Consider the following 13,264-nt stretch of genomic DNA (forward strand, 5'->3'; position numbering starts at 1 on the left):
AGCCACGCCCGGGAGGCAGCACGATGAAGGCACACGACGGCATGTACATCGACGGCGCCTGGCGCCCCGCCGCGAGCGAGGACACCATCGACGTGGTGAACCCGGTCGACGAGCAGGTGATCGACCGCGTCCCGGCCGGCACCGCCGCCGACATCGACACCGCCGTACGCGCCGCCCGTGCCGCCCTCCCGGGCTGGGCCGCCACCCCGCCCGCCCAACGCGCCGCAGTCTTGGGGGCGTTGAGGGACGCGCTCGTCTCCCGCAAGGACGAGATCGCCGAGACGGTCACCGCCGAACTGGGTTCCCCGCTCGCCTTCTCGCGGGCCGTCCACGCGAGCGTGCCGATCGCGGTCGCGGGCTCCTACGCCGAACTCGCCGCGACCCACGCCTTCGAGGAGAAGGTGGGCAACTCGACGATCTACCAGGAGCCGATCGGCGTGGTCGGCGCGATCACCCCCTGGAACTACCCGCTGCACCAGATCGTCGCCAAGGTCGCCCCGGCGCTCGCGGCGGGCTGCACCGTCGTACTCAAGCCCGCCGAGGACACCCCGCTCACCGCCCAGTTGTTCGCCGAAGCGGTCGACGAGGCGGGTATCCCGGCGGGTGTCTTCAACCTCGTCACCGGCCTCGGCCCGGTCGTGGGACAGGCCCTCGCCGAGCACCCGGACGTCGACCTGGTCTCCTTCACCGGCTCCACGGCGGTGGGCCGCCAGATCGCCGTCACGGCGGGCGCCGCGATCAAGAAGGTCGCCCTCGAACTCGGCGGCAAGTCCGCCAACGTCATCCTCCCGAGCGCCGACCTCGCCAAAGCCGTCAACGTCGGCGTAGCCAACGTGATGTCCAACTCCGGCCAGACATGCAGCGCCTGGACCCGGATGCTGGTCCACCGCGACCAGTACGACGAGGCGGTGGAGCTGGCCGCGACCGCCGCCGCCAAGTACGGCGACCGCATCGGCCCGGTCGTGAACGCCAAACAGCGGGCTCGGGTGCGGAGTTACATCGAGAAGGGCGTGGCCGAGGGCGCGCGCCTGGTGGCGGGCGGGCCGGAACACCCGTCCCCGCAGGGCTACTTCGTCGCCCCGACCGTCTTCGCCGACGTGACCCCGGACATGACGATCGCGCAGGAGGAGATCTTCGGCCCGGTCCTCTCCGTCCTCCGCTACGACGACGAGGACGACGCCGCGCGCATCGCCAACGGCACGGTCTACGGCCTGGCCGGTGCCGTATGGGCCGGCGAGGAGGCGGAAGCGGTCGCGTTCGCACGGAGGCTGGACACCGGGCAGGTGGACATCAACGGCGGACGCTTCAACCCCCGTGCCCCGTTCGGGGGTTACAAGCAGTCGGGCGTGGGCCGGGAACTCGGTGCGCACGGGCTGTCCGAGTACCTCCAGACCAAGTCCCTTCAGTTCTAGCTCTTTCAGGAGTCCTCGCATGGTCCGCGCAGCCGTACTGCCCGCCGTGGGCGCTCCGCTGGAGATCGCCGAGATCGACCTTCCGGACCCCGGCCCCGGCCAGGTCCGCATCCGCCTCGCAGCCGCCGGGGTCTGCCACTCCGACCTGTCCCTGAGCGACGGCACCATGCGCGTGCCGGTCCCGGCGGTCCTCGGCCACGAGGGCGCGGGCACGGTGCTGGCCGTGGGGGAGGAGGTCACCCACATCGCACCCGGCGACCGCGTCGTCCTCAATTGGGCCCCGTCCTGCGGCACTTGCCACGCCTGCACCCTCGGCGAGGTCTGGCTCTGCGCCAACGCGCTGGGCGGCGCCGCCGACGTCTACGCCCATCGCGCCTCCGACGGCACCGATCTCCACCCCGGCCTGAACGTGGCGGCGTTCGCCGAGGAGACGGTCGTGTCCGCGGCCTGTGTCCTGCCCCTCCCGGACGGAATTCCCTTGACGGACGCGGCACTTCTGGGTTGCGCGGTCCTCACCGGCTACGGCGCCGTGCACCACTCGGCGCAGGTGCGGGAGGGCGAGACGGTCGCGGTGTTCGGTGTCGGCGGAGTGGGGTTGTCGACGCTCCAGGCGGCCCGGATCGCGGGCGCCACGAAGATCGTCGCCGTCGATGTCTCCCCGGAGAAGGAGGAGTTGGCGCGCGCGGCCGGAGCGACGGACTACGTGGTCGCCTCCGAGAACACGGCCCGCGAGATCCGCGCCCTGACCGGCAAACAGGGTGTCGACGTCGCCGTGGAGTGCGTGGGCCGGGCGGTCACCATCCGCACCGCCTGGGAGTCCACCCGCCGCGGCGGCCGCACCACGGTCGTCGGCATCGGCGGCAAGGACCAGCAGGTCACCTTCAACGCCCTCGAACTCTTCCACTGGGGCCGGACGTTGAGCGGCTGCGTCTACGGCAACTCCGACCCGGCGAAGGACCTGCCGGTACTCGCCGAACACGTGCGGGCCGGACGCCTGGACCTGGGCGCGCTGGTGACGGAACGGATCGAACTGGCCGGGATTCCGGCTGCGTTCGAGAACATGGTGGCGGGGAAGGGCGGCCGGGCGCTGGTGGTGTTCTGAACCGCCTTGCCTACGGCACCTGTTCGGGCTGCGGCTCCGTGGGGGTCGCAGCCCCCTCCGCCCTCGCGCGCGGCCGGGACCGCGACACCGCCACACCCGCGAGACACAGCACCCCGCCCGCCAGCGTGAGCAGCCCCGGCACCTCGCCGAGCGCCAGCCACGACATCAGGACGACCAGTGCGGGCACGGCGTACGTCGTCGCGCCCATGCGGCTGGCCGTCGTACGGGCGAGGGCGTAGGCCCAGGTGGTGAAGGCGAGGGCGGTCGGGAAGATGCCCAGGTAGACCATGTTGAGCGTGGCGGAGACGGGCGCGTCGGCCGCGTCGTGGACGAGCTGCCCCGCGAACGGCAGGCACAGCACCGCCCCGATGAGACACCCGAACGTCGTCACCTGGAGCGCGCCGGCACGGCCGAGGGCCGGTTTCTGGGCGACGACACCGCCGGCGTAGGCGACCGCCGCGAGGAGACACAGCACCACACCGAGTACGGACGAACCGCCGTTGCCCGACATCGACAGTCCCACGGTCACCGCACCGGCGAAGGACACCGCCATGCCCGCGAGCAGCCGTGGCGGCATCGCGTCACCGAGCAGCCGTGAGCCGAGCAGGGCGATGAGGATCGGCCCGATGTTCACGACGAGGGCGGCCGTACCGGCGTCGACCTGCTGCTCGCCCCAGTTCAGGACGACCATGTAGAACCCGAACCACAGCGCCCCCGAGATCGCGATCCCCCGCCACGCGGACCGCGGCGGCACTCCTTCCCGCCGTACGAGACAGAGCACTCCGAGTGCCAGCGCCCCGCTCGCGAGCCGGCCGAGCGCCAGCGCGCCCGGTGAGTAGGCGGCGCCCGCACTCCGGATGGACACGAACGCGGAGGCCCACAGCATGACGGTGACGACGGCGGCTGCCGCGGGGCGGAGGGAGTTGTTCATGGCCCGAGGTTAGGCGGGAGCGGGGCGGTGCGGCTGGCGGAAATCGGACGTCAGGGCTCGCGTTGTGTGCCGGGTGCGGGTGCCACGTGGCCGGTCGCGCAGTTTTCCGCGCCCCTGCGGAGCGTGTCCCACGTGCACCTGCCGAGTCACGTTCCGGCCACCCCCTTACCTGCCTACCAGCTCCTCGAACTGCCCCGCCAACCCATCCAGCAACGCAGCCAACCCCACCTCAAATGCCCGCTCGTCAACCTTCTCCTGCTGCTCGGCCAGAAGATGCGCCTGTCCGAGATGCGGATAGTCGGCAGGGTCGTACGCACTCTCGTCGTCCACGAACCCCCCGGCGAACGACCCCAACGCCGACCCCATGACGAAGTACCGCATCAACGCCCCGATCGACGTGGCCTGCGCCGGCGGCCACCCCGCCTCCACCATCCCGCCGTACACCGCGTCAGCGAGCCGCAGCCCGGCCGGCCGCCGCCCGGGCCCGGTCGCGAGCACCGGCACGATGTTCGGGTGATCCCGCAGCGCGGACCGGTAGGACACGGCCCAGTCGTGCAGCGCGGTACGCCAGTCGCGGCCGTCCTCGAACATCGACAGATCGACCTGCGCGCTCACCGAGTCCGCGACCGCCTCCAGGATCTGGTCCTTCGTGCGGAAGTGGTTGTAGAGGGACGGCCCGCTCACCCCCAGCTCGGCGGCGAGCCGACGCGTGGAGACGGCCGCCAGCCCTTCGGAGTCCACCAGCAGACGAGCCGTCTCGACGATCCGGTCGGTGCTGAGGAGGGGCTTGCGCGGTCGGGCCATGGCGCACATAGTAGGGCTGCAACCAAGAAACTAGCAGTGCTAATTTAAATGTGGGGTGATCGCGGGTGGACCTGGGACTCAGCGAGGAGCAGACCGCCGTACGGCAGCTCGCCAAGGACTTCGTCGAGCGCGAGATCGCCCCGCACGTCATCGCCTGGGACCGCGCCGAGGAAGTCGACAGGGCGATCGTGAAGAAGCTCGGCGGGGTCGGCTTCCTGGGACTGACCATCGACGAGGAGTACGGCGGCTCGGGCGGCGACCATCTCGCGTACTGCCTGGTCACCGAGGAACTCGGCCGCGGCGACTCCTCCGTGCGCGGCATCGTCTCCGTGTCGCTCGGCCTGGTCGCCAAGTCGATCGCGGCCTGGGGGAGCGAGGAGCAGAAGCGGCGCTGGCTGCCGGGGCTCACCTCCGGCGAGTACGTCGGCTGCTTCGGCCTCACCGAACCCGGCACCGGTTCCGACGCCGGCAACCTCACCACGCGCGCGGTCCGCGACGGCGACGACTACGTCGTCAACGGCACCAAGATGTTCATCACGAACGGCAGTTGGGCCGATGTGGTGCTGCTCTTCGCGCGCTCGACCGACGCCCCGGGGCACAAGGGCGTCTCCGCCTTCCTCGTGCCCACCGACACCCTCGGCCTGACCCGCCGCACCATCCACGGCAAGCTCGGCCTGCGCGGCCAGGCCACCGCCGAGCTGGTCCTCGACAACGTCCGTGTCCCCGCCTCCGCGATGCTGGCCCCCGAGGGCAAGGGCTTCTCCGTCGCCATGTCGGCGCTGGCCAAGGGGCGGATGTCGGTCGCGGCGGGCTGCGTCGGCATCGCCCAGGCCGCGCTGGACGTGGCGGTCCGCTACGCCGGTGAACGCGAGCAGTTCGGCAGGCCCATCGCTCACCACCAGCTCGTCCAGGAACTCATCAGCGACATCGCCGTGGACGTCGACGCGGCCCGGCTGCTGACCTGGCGGGTCGCCGACCTCATAGAGCGGGGGCTTCCCTTCGCCACCGAGTCCTCCAAGGCCAAGCTCTTCGCCTCGGAGGCCGCCGTGCGCGCCGCGAACAACGCGCTCCAGGTCTTCGGCGGCTACGGCTACATCGACGAGTACCCGGCCGGGAAGCTGCTGCGCGACGCCCGTGTGATGACCCTCTACGAGGGCACCAGCCAGATCCAGAAACTGCTCATCGGGCGTGCGCTGACGGGCGTTTCGGCTTTCTGAGTACGGGAGTTGAGTATCCGTACGGATACCGGGACGGCCGTATGGGCGGACGCTTGTCCCCATGAGCGAAGCATCGGGCAAACCGCAGAACACGGCCGCCTTCTACGGCCAGGCCGTCGCGTCCTTCTCCGTCGCCATCGCGGCGACCGCCATCGGCATCTTCAAGTTGCAGGCCGACGCCTGGGTGCGGGCCTTCCTCGCGATCGCCGTCCTGTACCTGGTCACCTCCTCCTTCACCCTCGCCAAGGTGATCCGCGACCGGCAGGAGGGCGCGCGCGGCACCTACAACCCGTTCGAAAAGCTCTGAGCGGGGAGACTAAGCGCTCGCTCAGGTTCGGCGGTATGGTGGAGCCCTTGTCATCGAGAGGGGCTTACGAGCGATGAGTACGGCGGAGGAGACGACCGCGGGCGACCCGCAGGCCTGGGCAGAGGTCACGCCCGACGCGGCCCGGCGACTGCTGATCGCCGCCGTGGAGGCCTTCGCCGAGCGCGGCTACCACGCGACGACCACCCGGGACATCGCCGGCCGCGCCGGGATGAGCCCGGCCGCGCTCTACATCCACTACAAGACCAAGGAAGAGCTGCTCCACCGGATCAGCAGGATCGGCCACGAGAAGGCCCTCGACATCCTGCGGACGGCGGCGGCGCGCGAGGGCAGCGCCGCCGAGCGGCTCGCGGACGCCGTGAGCTCCTTCGTGCGCTGGCACGCGGGCGGCCGCACCACCGCGCGGGTCGTGCAGTACGAACTCGACTCGCTCGGCCCGGACGCCCGCGCCGAGATCCTCGCGCTGCGCCGGCAGGTCGACGCCGAGGTGCGCGGGATCGTCGAGGACGGAGTCGCGGACGGCTCCTTCGACGTGCCGGACGTGAAGGGCACGACCCTCGCGATCCTGTCGCTGTGCATCGACGTGGCGCGCTGGTTCAGCCTCGACGGACCCCGGACGCCCGACGAGGTCGGCGCGCTCTACGCCGACCTCGTGCTGCGGATGGTGGGGGCCAACTAGCCTCTGCCGTACGGGAGTCGGCTGCTCAGAGGTAGTAGCGCGACACCGACTCGGCCACGCACACCGGCTTGTCGCCGCCCTCGCGCTCCACGGTGAACGCGACGGTCACCTGGACGCCGCCCGGCACGTCGTCGACGCCGGTGATCGTCGCGGTGGCGCGCAGCCGGGAGTCGACCGGGACCGGGGCGGGGAAACGGACCTTGTTCGTCCCGTAGTTGACGCCCATCTTCACGCCCTCGACCTTGATGAGCTGCGGTCCGAAGAGCGGGAGCAGCGACAGGGTCAGATAGCCGTGCGCGATGGTCGTCCCGAACGGTCCCGCCGCCGCCTTCTCCGGGTCCACGTGGATCCACTGGTGGTCGCCCGTCGCGTCCGCGAACAGGTCGATCCGCTTCTGGTCCACCTCCAGCCAGTCGGTGTGCCCCAACTGCTCCCCGACCGCCGCCCGCAGGTCGTCGACGGAGGTGAAGATCCTCGGCTCTGCCATGTCCCGGCCTCTCACGTCATCCAGCATCACGCGTCTCGAAATGTCTAAGCAACTGCTTAGCATGGTCGTATGCCGGGCCGCTGTCAACGGAACACCCGTGCCGGTGGATGGGTAGGGTTCGAGGGGTGCCCCAGATTCCCGAGAAGATCCACGAGCTGACCGTCGGCCAACTCGCCGCGCGCAGCGGCGCCGCCGTCTCCGCCCTGCACTTCTACGAGGCCAAGGGTCTGATCAGCAGCCGCCGCACCACGGGCAACCAGCGCCGGTACACCCGTGACACCCTGCGCCGGGTCGCCTTCGTACGGGCCGCCCAGCGCGTCGGCATCCCGCTGGCCACCATCCGCGAGGCGCTCGCCGAACTCCCCGAGGAACGCACTCCGACCCGCGAGGACTGGGCCCACCTCTCCGAGGCCTGGCGCTCCGAACTCGACGAACGCATCAAGCAGCTCAACCGCCTCCGCGACCACCTCACCGACTGCATCGCCTGCGGCTGCCTCTCCCTGGCGACCTGCGTCCTGTCCAACCCTGACGACGTGATCGGCGAACGCGGCGCGGGCTCCCGCCTGATGCCCGAACCGGGCACCCGCAGGCCTCGGGGCCGGGGGACGGGACCCGGCCCCGAGGAGCGCGACTGAGGGCACCGCCGGCGGGGGGCGTCACTCGTACTCCGTGCCGCCCTTCCGCGTCAGGTACGCCGGACTCACCGCCTTGGCGATCGTCCGGCCGCCGGTGACGGGGCTGTAGCGCTCCACGGCGGGGCGGATCACGACGCCCTCCCGGAGGTGCAGTTCCCGTCCCGACACGGTCTCCCGGCCGCTCGCGACCTCCAGCACTCGCCCGATGTCGTACGGCCCCTCGTACAGCCGTGGCACCAACGGCAGCTCCCCGTCGAGGAGTTCGGCCGGGTCCAGCCAGCGCACCGCTCCGTCGATCTCGGCGGAGACGTCGAACACCGCGTAGCCGATCGTGCTGCGTTGCCCGTCGGCGCCGTAGGTGAGGTCCTGTACGCCCGCGCCGAACACCTCGCCGAAGATGCCGACCCGGCGCGCGCCGAGTCGTTCGGCGAGGCGGGCGGCGGTCTCGGGGACGCCGTGGCCGAGGACGGCCCGCCAGTACAGATTGCGCGGATCCTCCTTCAGGGCGAGGGACTTGGCGCCGAAGCCCTTCGAGGAGACCTGGACGCGGCCGTCCTCGGCGAAGTACGTGAGCAGGCAGGCCGAGCCGTGCAGTTTCTCGGTCAGGACCACAGCCTCGCCCGGTTCGAATATCCCGGGAAACCGCTGGATGTTCTCGATGTCCACCCAGGGCAGCAGATCGGGCGCGGACTCGACATCCCCGTCCATGGTGGGCGGGATCGGCGGCACCCACTTGACGATGCCGAGCAGTTCCGCGAAGTCGATGCCGTCCAGGGCGGCCCGGGCCAGATCCACGTCCGCGAGCGCCTTGGGCCGGCACACGATGCCCTGCGACAGCTCACCGCGCAGGCGCACCGCCCTGACCCGGTCGGAGTTGCTCCCCGCGAGGCGTCCGGTCAGCCCCAACTCCTCGATCAGCGCGGCCGGGAGCACGGACTGCTCGGGGATGTAGACGGCGGTGTCACCGGTGCGGTACGCGCCCTTGGCGACGACGGCCCGGTACAGACCGACCTGGGCCAGTTCGAGGGCGTCGGCGTTCGGGTGTTCGTGGACGGTCAGCACTTCGGCGGTGACGCGCAGCGTCGACATCGGGACTCCTCGGGTTCCTCAGTTCGGTTTCATCGCCCTCAACTGTCCTGATACGAAATCGGGTTGAGCGAGCGGAATATCGGCTGCTTGACTTCATGGCCTGTGTTTCCATTCCGGAGTGAACATTCGGGAGAGGGCCGACGGCGATGTCGCGCAGTGCGTGCGGATCCTCGCGGACGTGCACGCGCACGACGGCTATCCGGTCAACTGGCCCGACCGGCCCGGTGAGTGGCTGACACACGGCCCCTCGCTGGGCGCTTGGGTCGCCGAGCTCGACGGCCGCCTCGTCGGGCACGTCGGTCTGTCGCGGGTCGGCGAAGGCGATCTGGCACCGGTGTTGTGGGGCGAGCGGACGGGGGTGCCGCCGGGTACGGCCGCCGTCGTCGGCAGACTGTTCGTCGCCCCGCAGGCGAGGGGACATCGGATCGGCGCACTGCTGATCGGCCGGGCCGTCCAGGAGGCGCGGCGGCACGGACTGCACCCGGTGCTCGACGTCGTCACCACCGACACCGCCGCGGCAGCCCTGTACGAACGGCTGGGCTGGGAACTGCTGGCCACGGTCGAGCAGCGATGGAGCGCCCAGCAGACGGTGGCCGTCAGTTGTTACGCGGCGCCCTCCTGACGTCCGTACTGCACCAGCGCCTCGGCGACCAACTGGGCGTTGGACAGGGCGCGTTCGCCGTCCGGCAGGAACAGCGTGTCCTCCAGACCCATTCGGGTCGCGAGCCCCAGCCGCCCCGCGAGCCGGAGCACCGGCCAGGCGCCACCCTCCTCACCGTGCAGCAGTACCGGGCGGCCGTGACCGGTGCCGAGTTCGGAAAGAAGCGCTCGCGCGGACGCTTCCGCCGTGTCCGCGTCCGGGTCGGTCACCTCTGCCAGGACCCGCAGCACCTTCGTGCGGAGCGGTGAGACGGCGAACCGGGCCGCCCCGTCCGTACCGGACCAGATGCCGGCCTCCACACCGACGCCCCGGTCCAGCAGCACCGCCGCGACCTCCTCGGCGCCCGGCTCGTGCCAGTTGACCGAGGCGTGGTCGGGCAGCACGGTCCAGCCGCGCACCCGCTCCAGCCGGGCGGCGGGATCCGGCTCGGCCCAGGCGCCGGTGGTGACACCGACCGGTACGGCCACCCGCGCCCGTATCACGTCGAGCGTCACCGCGAGGACGCGCGGCGACAACGTGTCGTCCCCGCAAGGGGACTTGGGGTGGACGTGTACGTCCGTGGCCCCCACCGCGACGGCCTCGGCCGCGGCGTTGGCCATCGCCCCCGGCGAGACCGGCACCATCACCCCGTCGACGGCCCCACGGACCCCGTTGAGACAGACCTGCACCATGCCTCGATGGTGCCACCCGCCACTGACAACGCCCGCCCGCCGGCCGACGACGCCTGCCCGTCACGGATGACGCCTGCCCCTCGGCCGACGACGCCCGCTGGTCAAGTGGCGACGCCCATCCCTCGGCGATCACGCCCCCTCGGCCGATGACGCCTGTCCCTCGGGCGACGACGCCGCTGGTCAAGTGGCGACGCCCGTCCCTCGGCGATCACGCCCCCCTCGGCCGATGACGCTTGTCCCTCGGGCGACGACGCCCGCTGGTCAAGTGGCGACGCCCGTCCCTCGGCCGACGAAGCCTTTTCGTCCACCGACCAAGCCCACCCCTCGGCCGACGAAGCCCGCCCCTCAGCCGCCGGGCCCCCTCACCCCCTCATCCCCTCACCCCCACACCCACCGAATCCCCACCCGGCAGGGCCCCACCCCCAACGCCACCGCGTGCACCGACCCCGACGCGTCCACCCGCAGCCGCTGCTCCCTGGGTCGCGAGGAACCGGCGTGGGCGTCGAGGCCGTTCGTGCGGAACGAGTAACACGCGCGCGGGAGTGCCCCCTTCGCGAACCGGACCTCCAGGAGGTGTTCGCGCATCGGCACGTGAATGGTCGTCTCGGCGCGCAGGGAGTACGGGGGCGGGTCCCGGTGCTCGACCGTGTAGTCGACGATCACGGTCTCGCCGCGGGCCAGCGGGCGGTCGAAGAGCAGCTCGGCCGCGACGAGTCCCTCGGCGGGCAGTTCGACCACGGTGCCCAGCCGGGCCGGGGCCGCCGGGCGGAACCGCGGCAGCGGGCCGGGGGCGTCGAGGCGGTACAGGGCGATCCAGCGGTCGGCGCCGTCCGCCTCGGCGCGCAGCAGCCGGCGGCTGGTCATCGAGCGGACGCTGCGGTCGGCGTCGACGTCGACCCGGTTGTGGCAGCTGAGCCGGGTCAGGCTGTCGTCCCAGCGGGTGTCCAGCGCGGCGAGGACCGCGGTGAGGTCGCCGTGGTCCGACCAGACCCGGGCCAGATCCGGGTGGTCGCCGACCGGTGGCAGCCAGCGGCCTCGTGGCCGGGGCGGGCCGAGCAGTCCGGTGAGCGCGCCGGGCGGCAGTCGCAGGACGTCCTCCAGTACGGTCAGCGCCGCCAACGACCGTTGCCGTTCGGGCTGGTAGCGCCCGGACTGCCAGGAGCTGAGCGTCGCCGACGCCACCGGCGTACCGCGCCGCAGCAGCCGGTCCTGGATCCGGTCCAGGCTCAGCCCGCTGGCCGCGATGGCCGCGCGCAGCGCCTCGTGGAACGGCATCGCCCCGGTGCCGGGCGTCGCGTACTCCGGTCTGGAAGTCACGCACTCCAGCTCAGGTCAGCGCGGCCGTGGGGCGGAAGACCGTTGCCCCGAAGTTTGGTCAGTCTTGCCCGGCGGTTGATCAAATTTGAATGAACCTGTCAGATTTCTCAGTTGTTGCGCCGTCAATTCCCTCAAGACTGAAGGGCCTTGACCGTCTTGCCATGCTCATGAGGCCTCGCGGAAGCTGCTGTCCACTGCCGTCACGGCAGTCCCCCCACCCCCTCGAATGACGGAGAGTCATGTCCCCGAGATCTTCCGCCGGGTTCGTTCTCGTCACCGCCGCAGCCCTCACCGCCGCCCTGGCCACACCTTCGCTCGCCGCCTCGAACACCCCTGCCCAGCTCACCCAGTCCATAGCGAGCCACGAGAGCCACGCACTGCACGGGCTCGCGCAGCCGGGCAAGGCCAACGCCACCGTCTCGTCGACCAACTGGTCCGGTTACGCGGCCACCGGCTCGACCGGCGCCTACACGTCCGTGACCTCGGCGTGGACCCAGCCGACCGTGACCTGCGGCTCGGCCACCACGTACTCCTCGTTCTGGGTCGGCCTCGACGGCTACAGCAACTCCGCGCTGGAGCAGACCGGTACGGAGGCCGACTGCATCGGCGGCAAGGCCACCTACGGCGCCTGGTGGGAGGTGCTGCCCGCCTCCGAGAGCGCGTACTCCGGAGTCACCGTCAAGGGCGGCGACAAGTTCACCGCGACCGTGACCTACACCGGCTCCACCTTCACCATGACCCTCGCCGACTCCACCGAGGGCTGGACCAAGACCACCACGCACGCCGGCTCGTCCGGCTTCAAGAACGCTTCCGCCGAAGTGATCGCCGAGGCCCCCGAGGTGGGCGGCTCGGTCGCGAGCCTCGCCAACTTCGGCACCGTGACCTTCACCGGCGCCAAGGCCGACGGCAGCAACCTGGACACCTTCTCGCCGAACGAGATCGTCATGACGAAGAGCAGCAGCTCCGCCGTACGGGCCCAGCCGGGCGCGATCTCCGGCGGAAGTTTCGCCGACGTCTGGAAGGCCAGCTGACTCCTGCCGGCACCTGCGGCGCACCACTCGGGGGCTGTCGACGGATCGCCGTCGGCAGCCTCGGCCGTTGCGGGAGCAAGGGCAAACCGGCTTGCTCATAAGGGGGTGCGGCATCCCCGGCGCACCCCTGGCGCCCTTCTTCGATTGCCCCGGTTCAGGCCGACATCAGCAGCCGTCCGCGCCTGGCGTACGCCAGGGCCTCGGGCGTGAGCACCGGACGCGGGACGACGATGCCGCAGTCCGTGCAGACCGGGCCCGAGGAGGGTTCGTGGGCCAGGTCGTACTTCCACAGGAGGCGCTCCCCGGCGCACACCGGGCACACGGAACCCGGTTCGCGCTCCAGGGCGGCGATCAGCCGTCGCAGCACCTCGGCCAGTGGTTCATGGGGGTGGAGACGAGGGTCGTCGCACCAGGCGACACCGAAGCCGCCCCAGGTCAGCCGGTGCCAGTCGTCCACGCTGCCCGGGCGGCGCAGCCCGTCGTGCTTCTCCTTCTTGCGGCGCTCGGCGAACCCCGCCTCGTAGGCGAGCCAGACCTTGCGCGCCTCCTCCAGCTCGTCCAGTGCGGCCACGAGCCGCGCCGGGTCGGGGGAGCGGTCCTCGGGTCCGAACCCGGCCCGGGAGCTCAAGTGGTCCCAGGTCGCCCTGTGCCCATAAGGGGCGAACCGCTCAAGGCACTTGCGCAGCGAGTAGCGCCGCAGCGCCAGATCGCACCGAGGGTCTCGCACCTGTCTCGCCAGACTCCGGAAACCGGCCATCGCCCTGCACCTCCGTCACACCTGCACCTGTACTTCGGTCACCTCGGCGTCGTCGTACGGACGTCGCCGAATAGACGTATCGACAAGCGATTTGGCTCCATCCGATTTCCGATGGCCCCCATAAGCCGCTCCTGCTCATCCAAAAC

General features: G+C 71.2%; 15 protein-coding genes. 8 read left to right on the forward strand and 7 right to left on the reverse strand.

The window, feature by feature from the left end:
• Nucleotides 1-23 precede the first annotated feature (23 nt).
• Nucleotides 24-1,412: an aldehyde dehydrogenase family protein gene (locus tag ACQHII_RS37575; RefSeq protein ID WP_427923444.1), complete on the forward strand. Its 1,389-nt coding sequence runs from the start codon at nt 24-26 to the stop codon at nt 1,410-1,412.
• A gap of 19 nt (nt 1,413-1,431) precedes the next feature.
• A complete protein-coding gene (locus ACQHII_RS37580) occupies nt 1,432-2,514 on the forward strand; it encodes a Zn-dependent alcohol dehydrogenase (protein ID WP_427923445.1) in 1,083 nt (360 codons plus the stop codon).
• A 10-nt stretch (nt 2,515-2,524) separates the two neighbouring features.
• On the opposite strand, the gene ACQHII_RS37585 is transcribed toward ACQHII_RS37580, so the two are convergent.
• Complete coding sequence (locus ACQHII_RS37585) at nt 2,525-3,445, reverse strand: DMT family transporter (protein WP_427923446.1); 921 nt, start codon at nt 3,443-3,445, stop codon at nt 2,525-2,527.
• A gap of 165 nt (nt 3,446-3,610) precedes the next feature.
• On the reverse strand, nt 3,611-4,249 hold the full coding sequence (locus ACQHII_RS37590) for a TetR/AcrR family transcriptional regulator (RefSeq protein WP_427923447.1): 639 nt from the start codon (nt 4,247-4,249) through the stop codon (nt 3,611-3,613).
• Between the two features lie 65 nt (nt 4,250-4,314).
• On the opposite strand from ACQHII_RS37590, the gene ACQHII_RS37595 reads away from it, so the two are divergent.
• The 3 genes from ACQHII_RS37595 to ACQHII_RS37605 all read left to right on the forward strand — a co-directional run bounded on the left by ACQHII_RS37595 (nt 4,315) and on the right by ACQHII_RS37605 (nt 6,470).
• A complete protein-coding gene (locus ACQHII_RS37595; protein WP_427923448.1) occupies nt 4,315-5,466 on the forward strand; it encodes an acyl-CoA dehydrogenase family protein in 1,152 nt (383 codons plus the stop codon).
• A 61-nt stretch (nt 5,467-5,527) separates the two neighbouring features.
• Entirely contained in the window at nt 5,528-5,773 is a 246-nt protein-coding gene (locus ACQHII_RS37600) for a YiaA/YiaB family inner membrane protein (RefSeq protein WP_019066249.1), read from the forward strand.
• Nucleotides 5,774-5,846: 73 nt separating this feature from the next.
• Nucleotides 5,847-6,470 (forward strand): TetR/AcrR family transcriptional regulator, encoded by a 624-nt coding sequence (locus tag ACQHII_RS37605; RefSeq protein ID WP_093624869.1) that lies wholly within the window; start codon nt 5,847-5,849, stop codon nt 6,468-6,470.
• Between the two features lie 25 nt (nt 6,471-6,495).
• Here ACQHII_RS37605 and ACQHII_RS37610 read toward each other — a convergent pair whose 3' ends face one another.
• Nucleotides 6,496-6,957 (reverse strand): MaoC family dehydratase, encoded by a 462-nt coding sequence (locus ACQHII_RS37610; RefSeq protein ID WP_427923449.1) that lies wholly within the window; start codon nt 6,955-6,957, stop codon nt 6,496-6,498.
• Nucleotides 6,958-7,082: 125 nt separating this feature from the next.
• On the opposite strand from ACQHII_RS37610, the gene soxR reads away from it, so the two are divergent.
• Nucleotides 7,083-7,592, forward strand: a complete 510-nt coding sequence (gene soxR / locus ACQHII_RS37615) for a redox-sensitive transcriptional activator SoxR (protein ID WP_427923450.1) — start codon at nt 7,083-7,085, stop codon at nt 7,590-7,592.
• Between the two features lie 21 nt (nt 7,593-7,613).
• Here soxR and ACQHII_RS37620 read toward each other — a convergent pair whose 3' ends face one another.
• Entirely contained in the window at nt 7,614-8,681 is a 1,068-nt protein-coding gene (locus tag ACQHII_RS37620; protein WP_427923451.1) for an RNA ligase (ATP), read from the reverse strand.
• Between the two features lie 160 nt (nt 8,682-8,841).
• Between ACQHII_RS37620 and ACQHII_RS37625 the strand changes: the two genes are divergently transcribed.
• Nucleotides 8,842-9,303 carry a GNAT family N-acetyltransferase gene (locus ACQHII_RS37625; RefSeq protein ID WP_427925500.1) on the forward strand — a complete coding sequence of 154 codons (462 nt, stop codon included), beginning with the start codon at nt 8,842-8,844 and terminating at the stop codon, nt 9,301-9,303.
• On the opposite strand, the gene ACQHII_RS37630 is transcribed toward ACQHII_RS37625, so the two are convergent.
• Nucleotides 9,285-10,013, reverse strand: a complete 729-nt coding sequence (locus ACQHII_RS37630; protein WP_427923452.1) for a 3-keto-5-aminohexanoate cleavage protein — start codon at nt 10,011-10,013, stop codon at nt 9,285-9,287. The two genes, ACQHII_RS37625 and ACQHII_RS37630, sit on opposite strands and share 19 nt — an antisense overlap.
• A 378-nt stretch (nt 10,014-10,391) precedes the next feature.
• The gene (locus tag ACQHII_RS37635; protein WP_427923453.1) at nt 10,392-11,330 is read right to left on the reverse strand and encodes a hypothetical protein; all 939 of its coding nucleotides are present in this window, start codon (nt 11,328-11,330) and stop codon (nt 10,392-10,394) included.
• A gap of 239 nt (nt 11,331-11,569) precedes the next feature.
• Here ACQHII_RS37635 and ACQHII_RS37640 point away from each other — a divergent pair, with 239 nt between their 5' ends.
• Complete coding sequence (locus ACQHII_RS37640) at nt 11,570-12,361, forward strand: G1 family glutamic endopeptidase (protein WP_427923454.1); 792 nt, start codon at nt 11,570-11,572, stop codon at nt 12,359-12,361.
• A gap of 154 nt (nt 12,362-12,515) precedes the next feature.
• On the opposite strand, the gene ACQHII_RS37645 is transcribed toward ACQHII_RS37640, so the two are convergent.
• A complete protein-coding gene (locus ACQHII_RS37645; protein WP_381245756.1) occupies nt 12,516-13,118 on the reverse strand; it encodes a hypothetical protein in 603 nt (200 codons plus the stop codon).
• Between the last annotated feature and the right edge of the window lie 146 nt (nt 13,119-13,264).

This window comes from Streptomyces sp. cg40, assembly GCF_050320165.1.
In the GTDB taxonomy this organism is placed as follows: Bacteria; Actinomycetota; Actinomycetes; order Streptomycetales; family Streptomycetaceae; genus Streptomyces; species Streptomyces hokutonensis.

Bases quoted from the DNA above. Each gene is read 5' to 3' on its own strand.
- ACQHII_RS37600 (WP_019066249.1), top strand. From the start codon at position 5,528: ATGAGCGAAGCATCGGGCAAACCGCAGAACACGGCCGCCTTCTACGGC.
- ACQHII_RS37590 (WP_427923447.1), bottom strand. From the start codon at position 4,249: ATGGCCCGACCGCGCAAGCCCCTCCTCAGCACCGACCGGATCGTCGAG.
- ACQHII_RS37620 (WP_427923451.1), bottom strand. From the start codon at position 8,681: ATGTCGACGCTGCGCGTCACCGCCGAAGTGCTGACCGTCCACGAACAC.
- ACQHII_RS37575 (WP_427923444.1), top strand. From the start codon at position 24: ATGAAGGCACACGACGGCATGTACATCGACGGCGCCTGGCGCCCCGCC.
- ACQHII_RS37585 (WP_427923446.1), bottom strand. From the start codon at position 3,445: ATGAACAACTCCCTCCGCCCCGCGGCAGCCGCCGTCGTCACCGTCATG.
- ACQHII_RS37640 (WP_427923454.1), top strand. From the start codon at position 11,570: ATGTCCCCGAGATCTTCCGCCGGGTTCGTTCTCGTCACCGCCGCAGCC.
- ACQHII_RS37580 (WP_427923445.1), top strand. From the start codon at position 1,432: ATGGTCCGCGCAGCCGTACTGCCCGCCGTGGGCGCTCCGCTGGAGATC.
- ACQHII_RS37605 (WP_093624869.1), top strand. From the start codon at position 5,847: ATGAGTACGGCGGAGGAGACGACCGCGGGCGACCCGCAGGCCTGGGCA.
- ACQHII_RS37645 (WP_381245756.1), bottom strand. From the start codon at position 13,118: ATGGCCGGTTTCCGGAGTCTGGCGAGACAGGTGCGAGACCCTCGGTGC.
- ACQHII_RS37610 (WP_427923449.1), bottom strand. From the start codon at position 6,957: ATGGCAGAGCCGAGGATCTTCACCTCCGTCGACGACCTGCGGGCGGCG.
- ACQHII_RS37630 (WP_427923452.1), bottom strand. From the start codon at position 10,013: ATGGTGCAGGTCTGTCTCAACGGGGTCCGTGGGGCCGTCGACGGGGTG.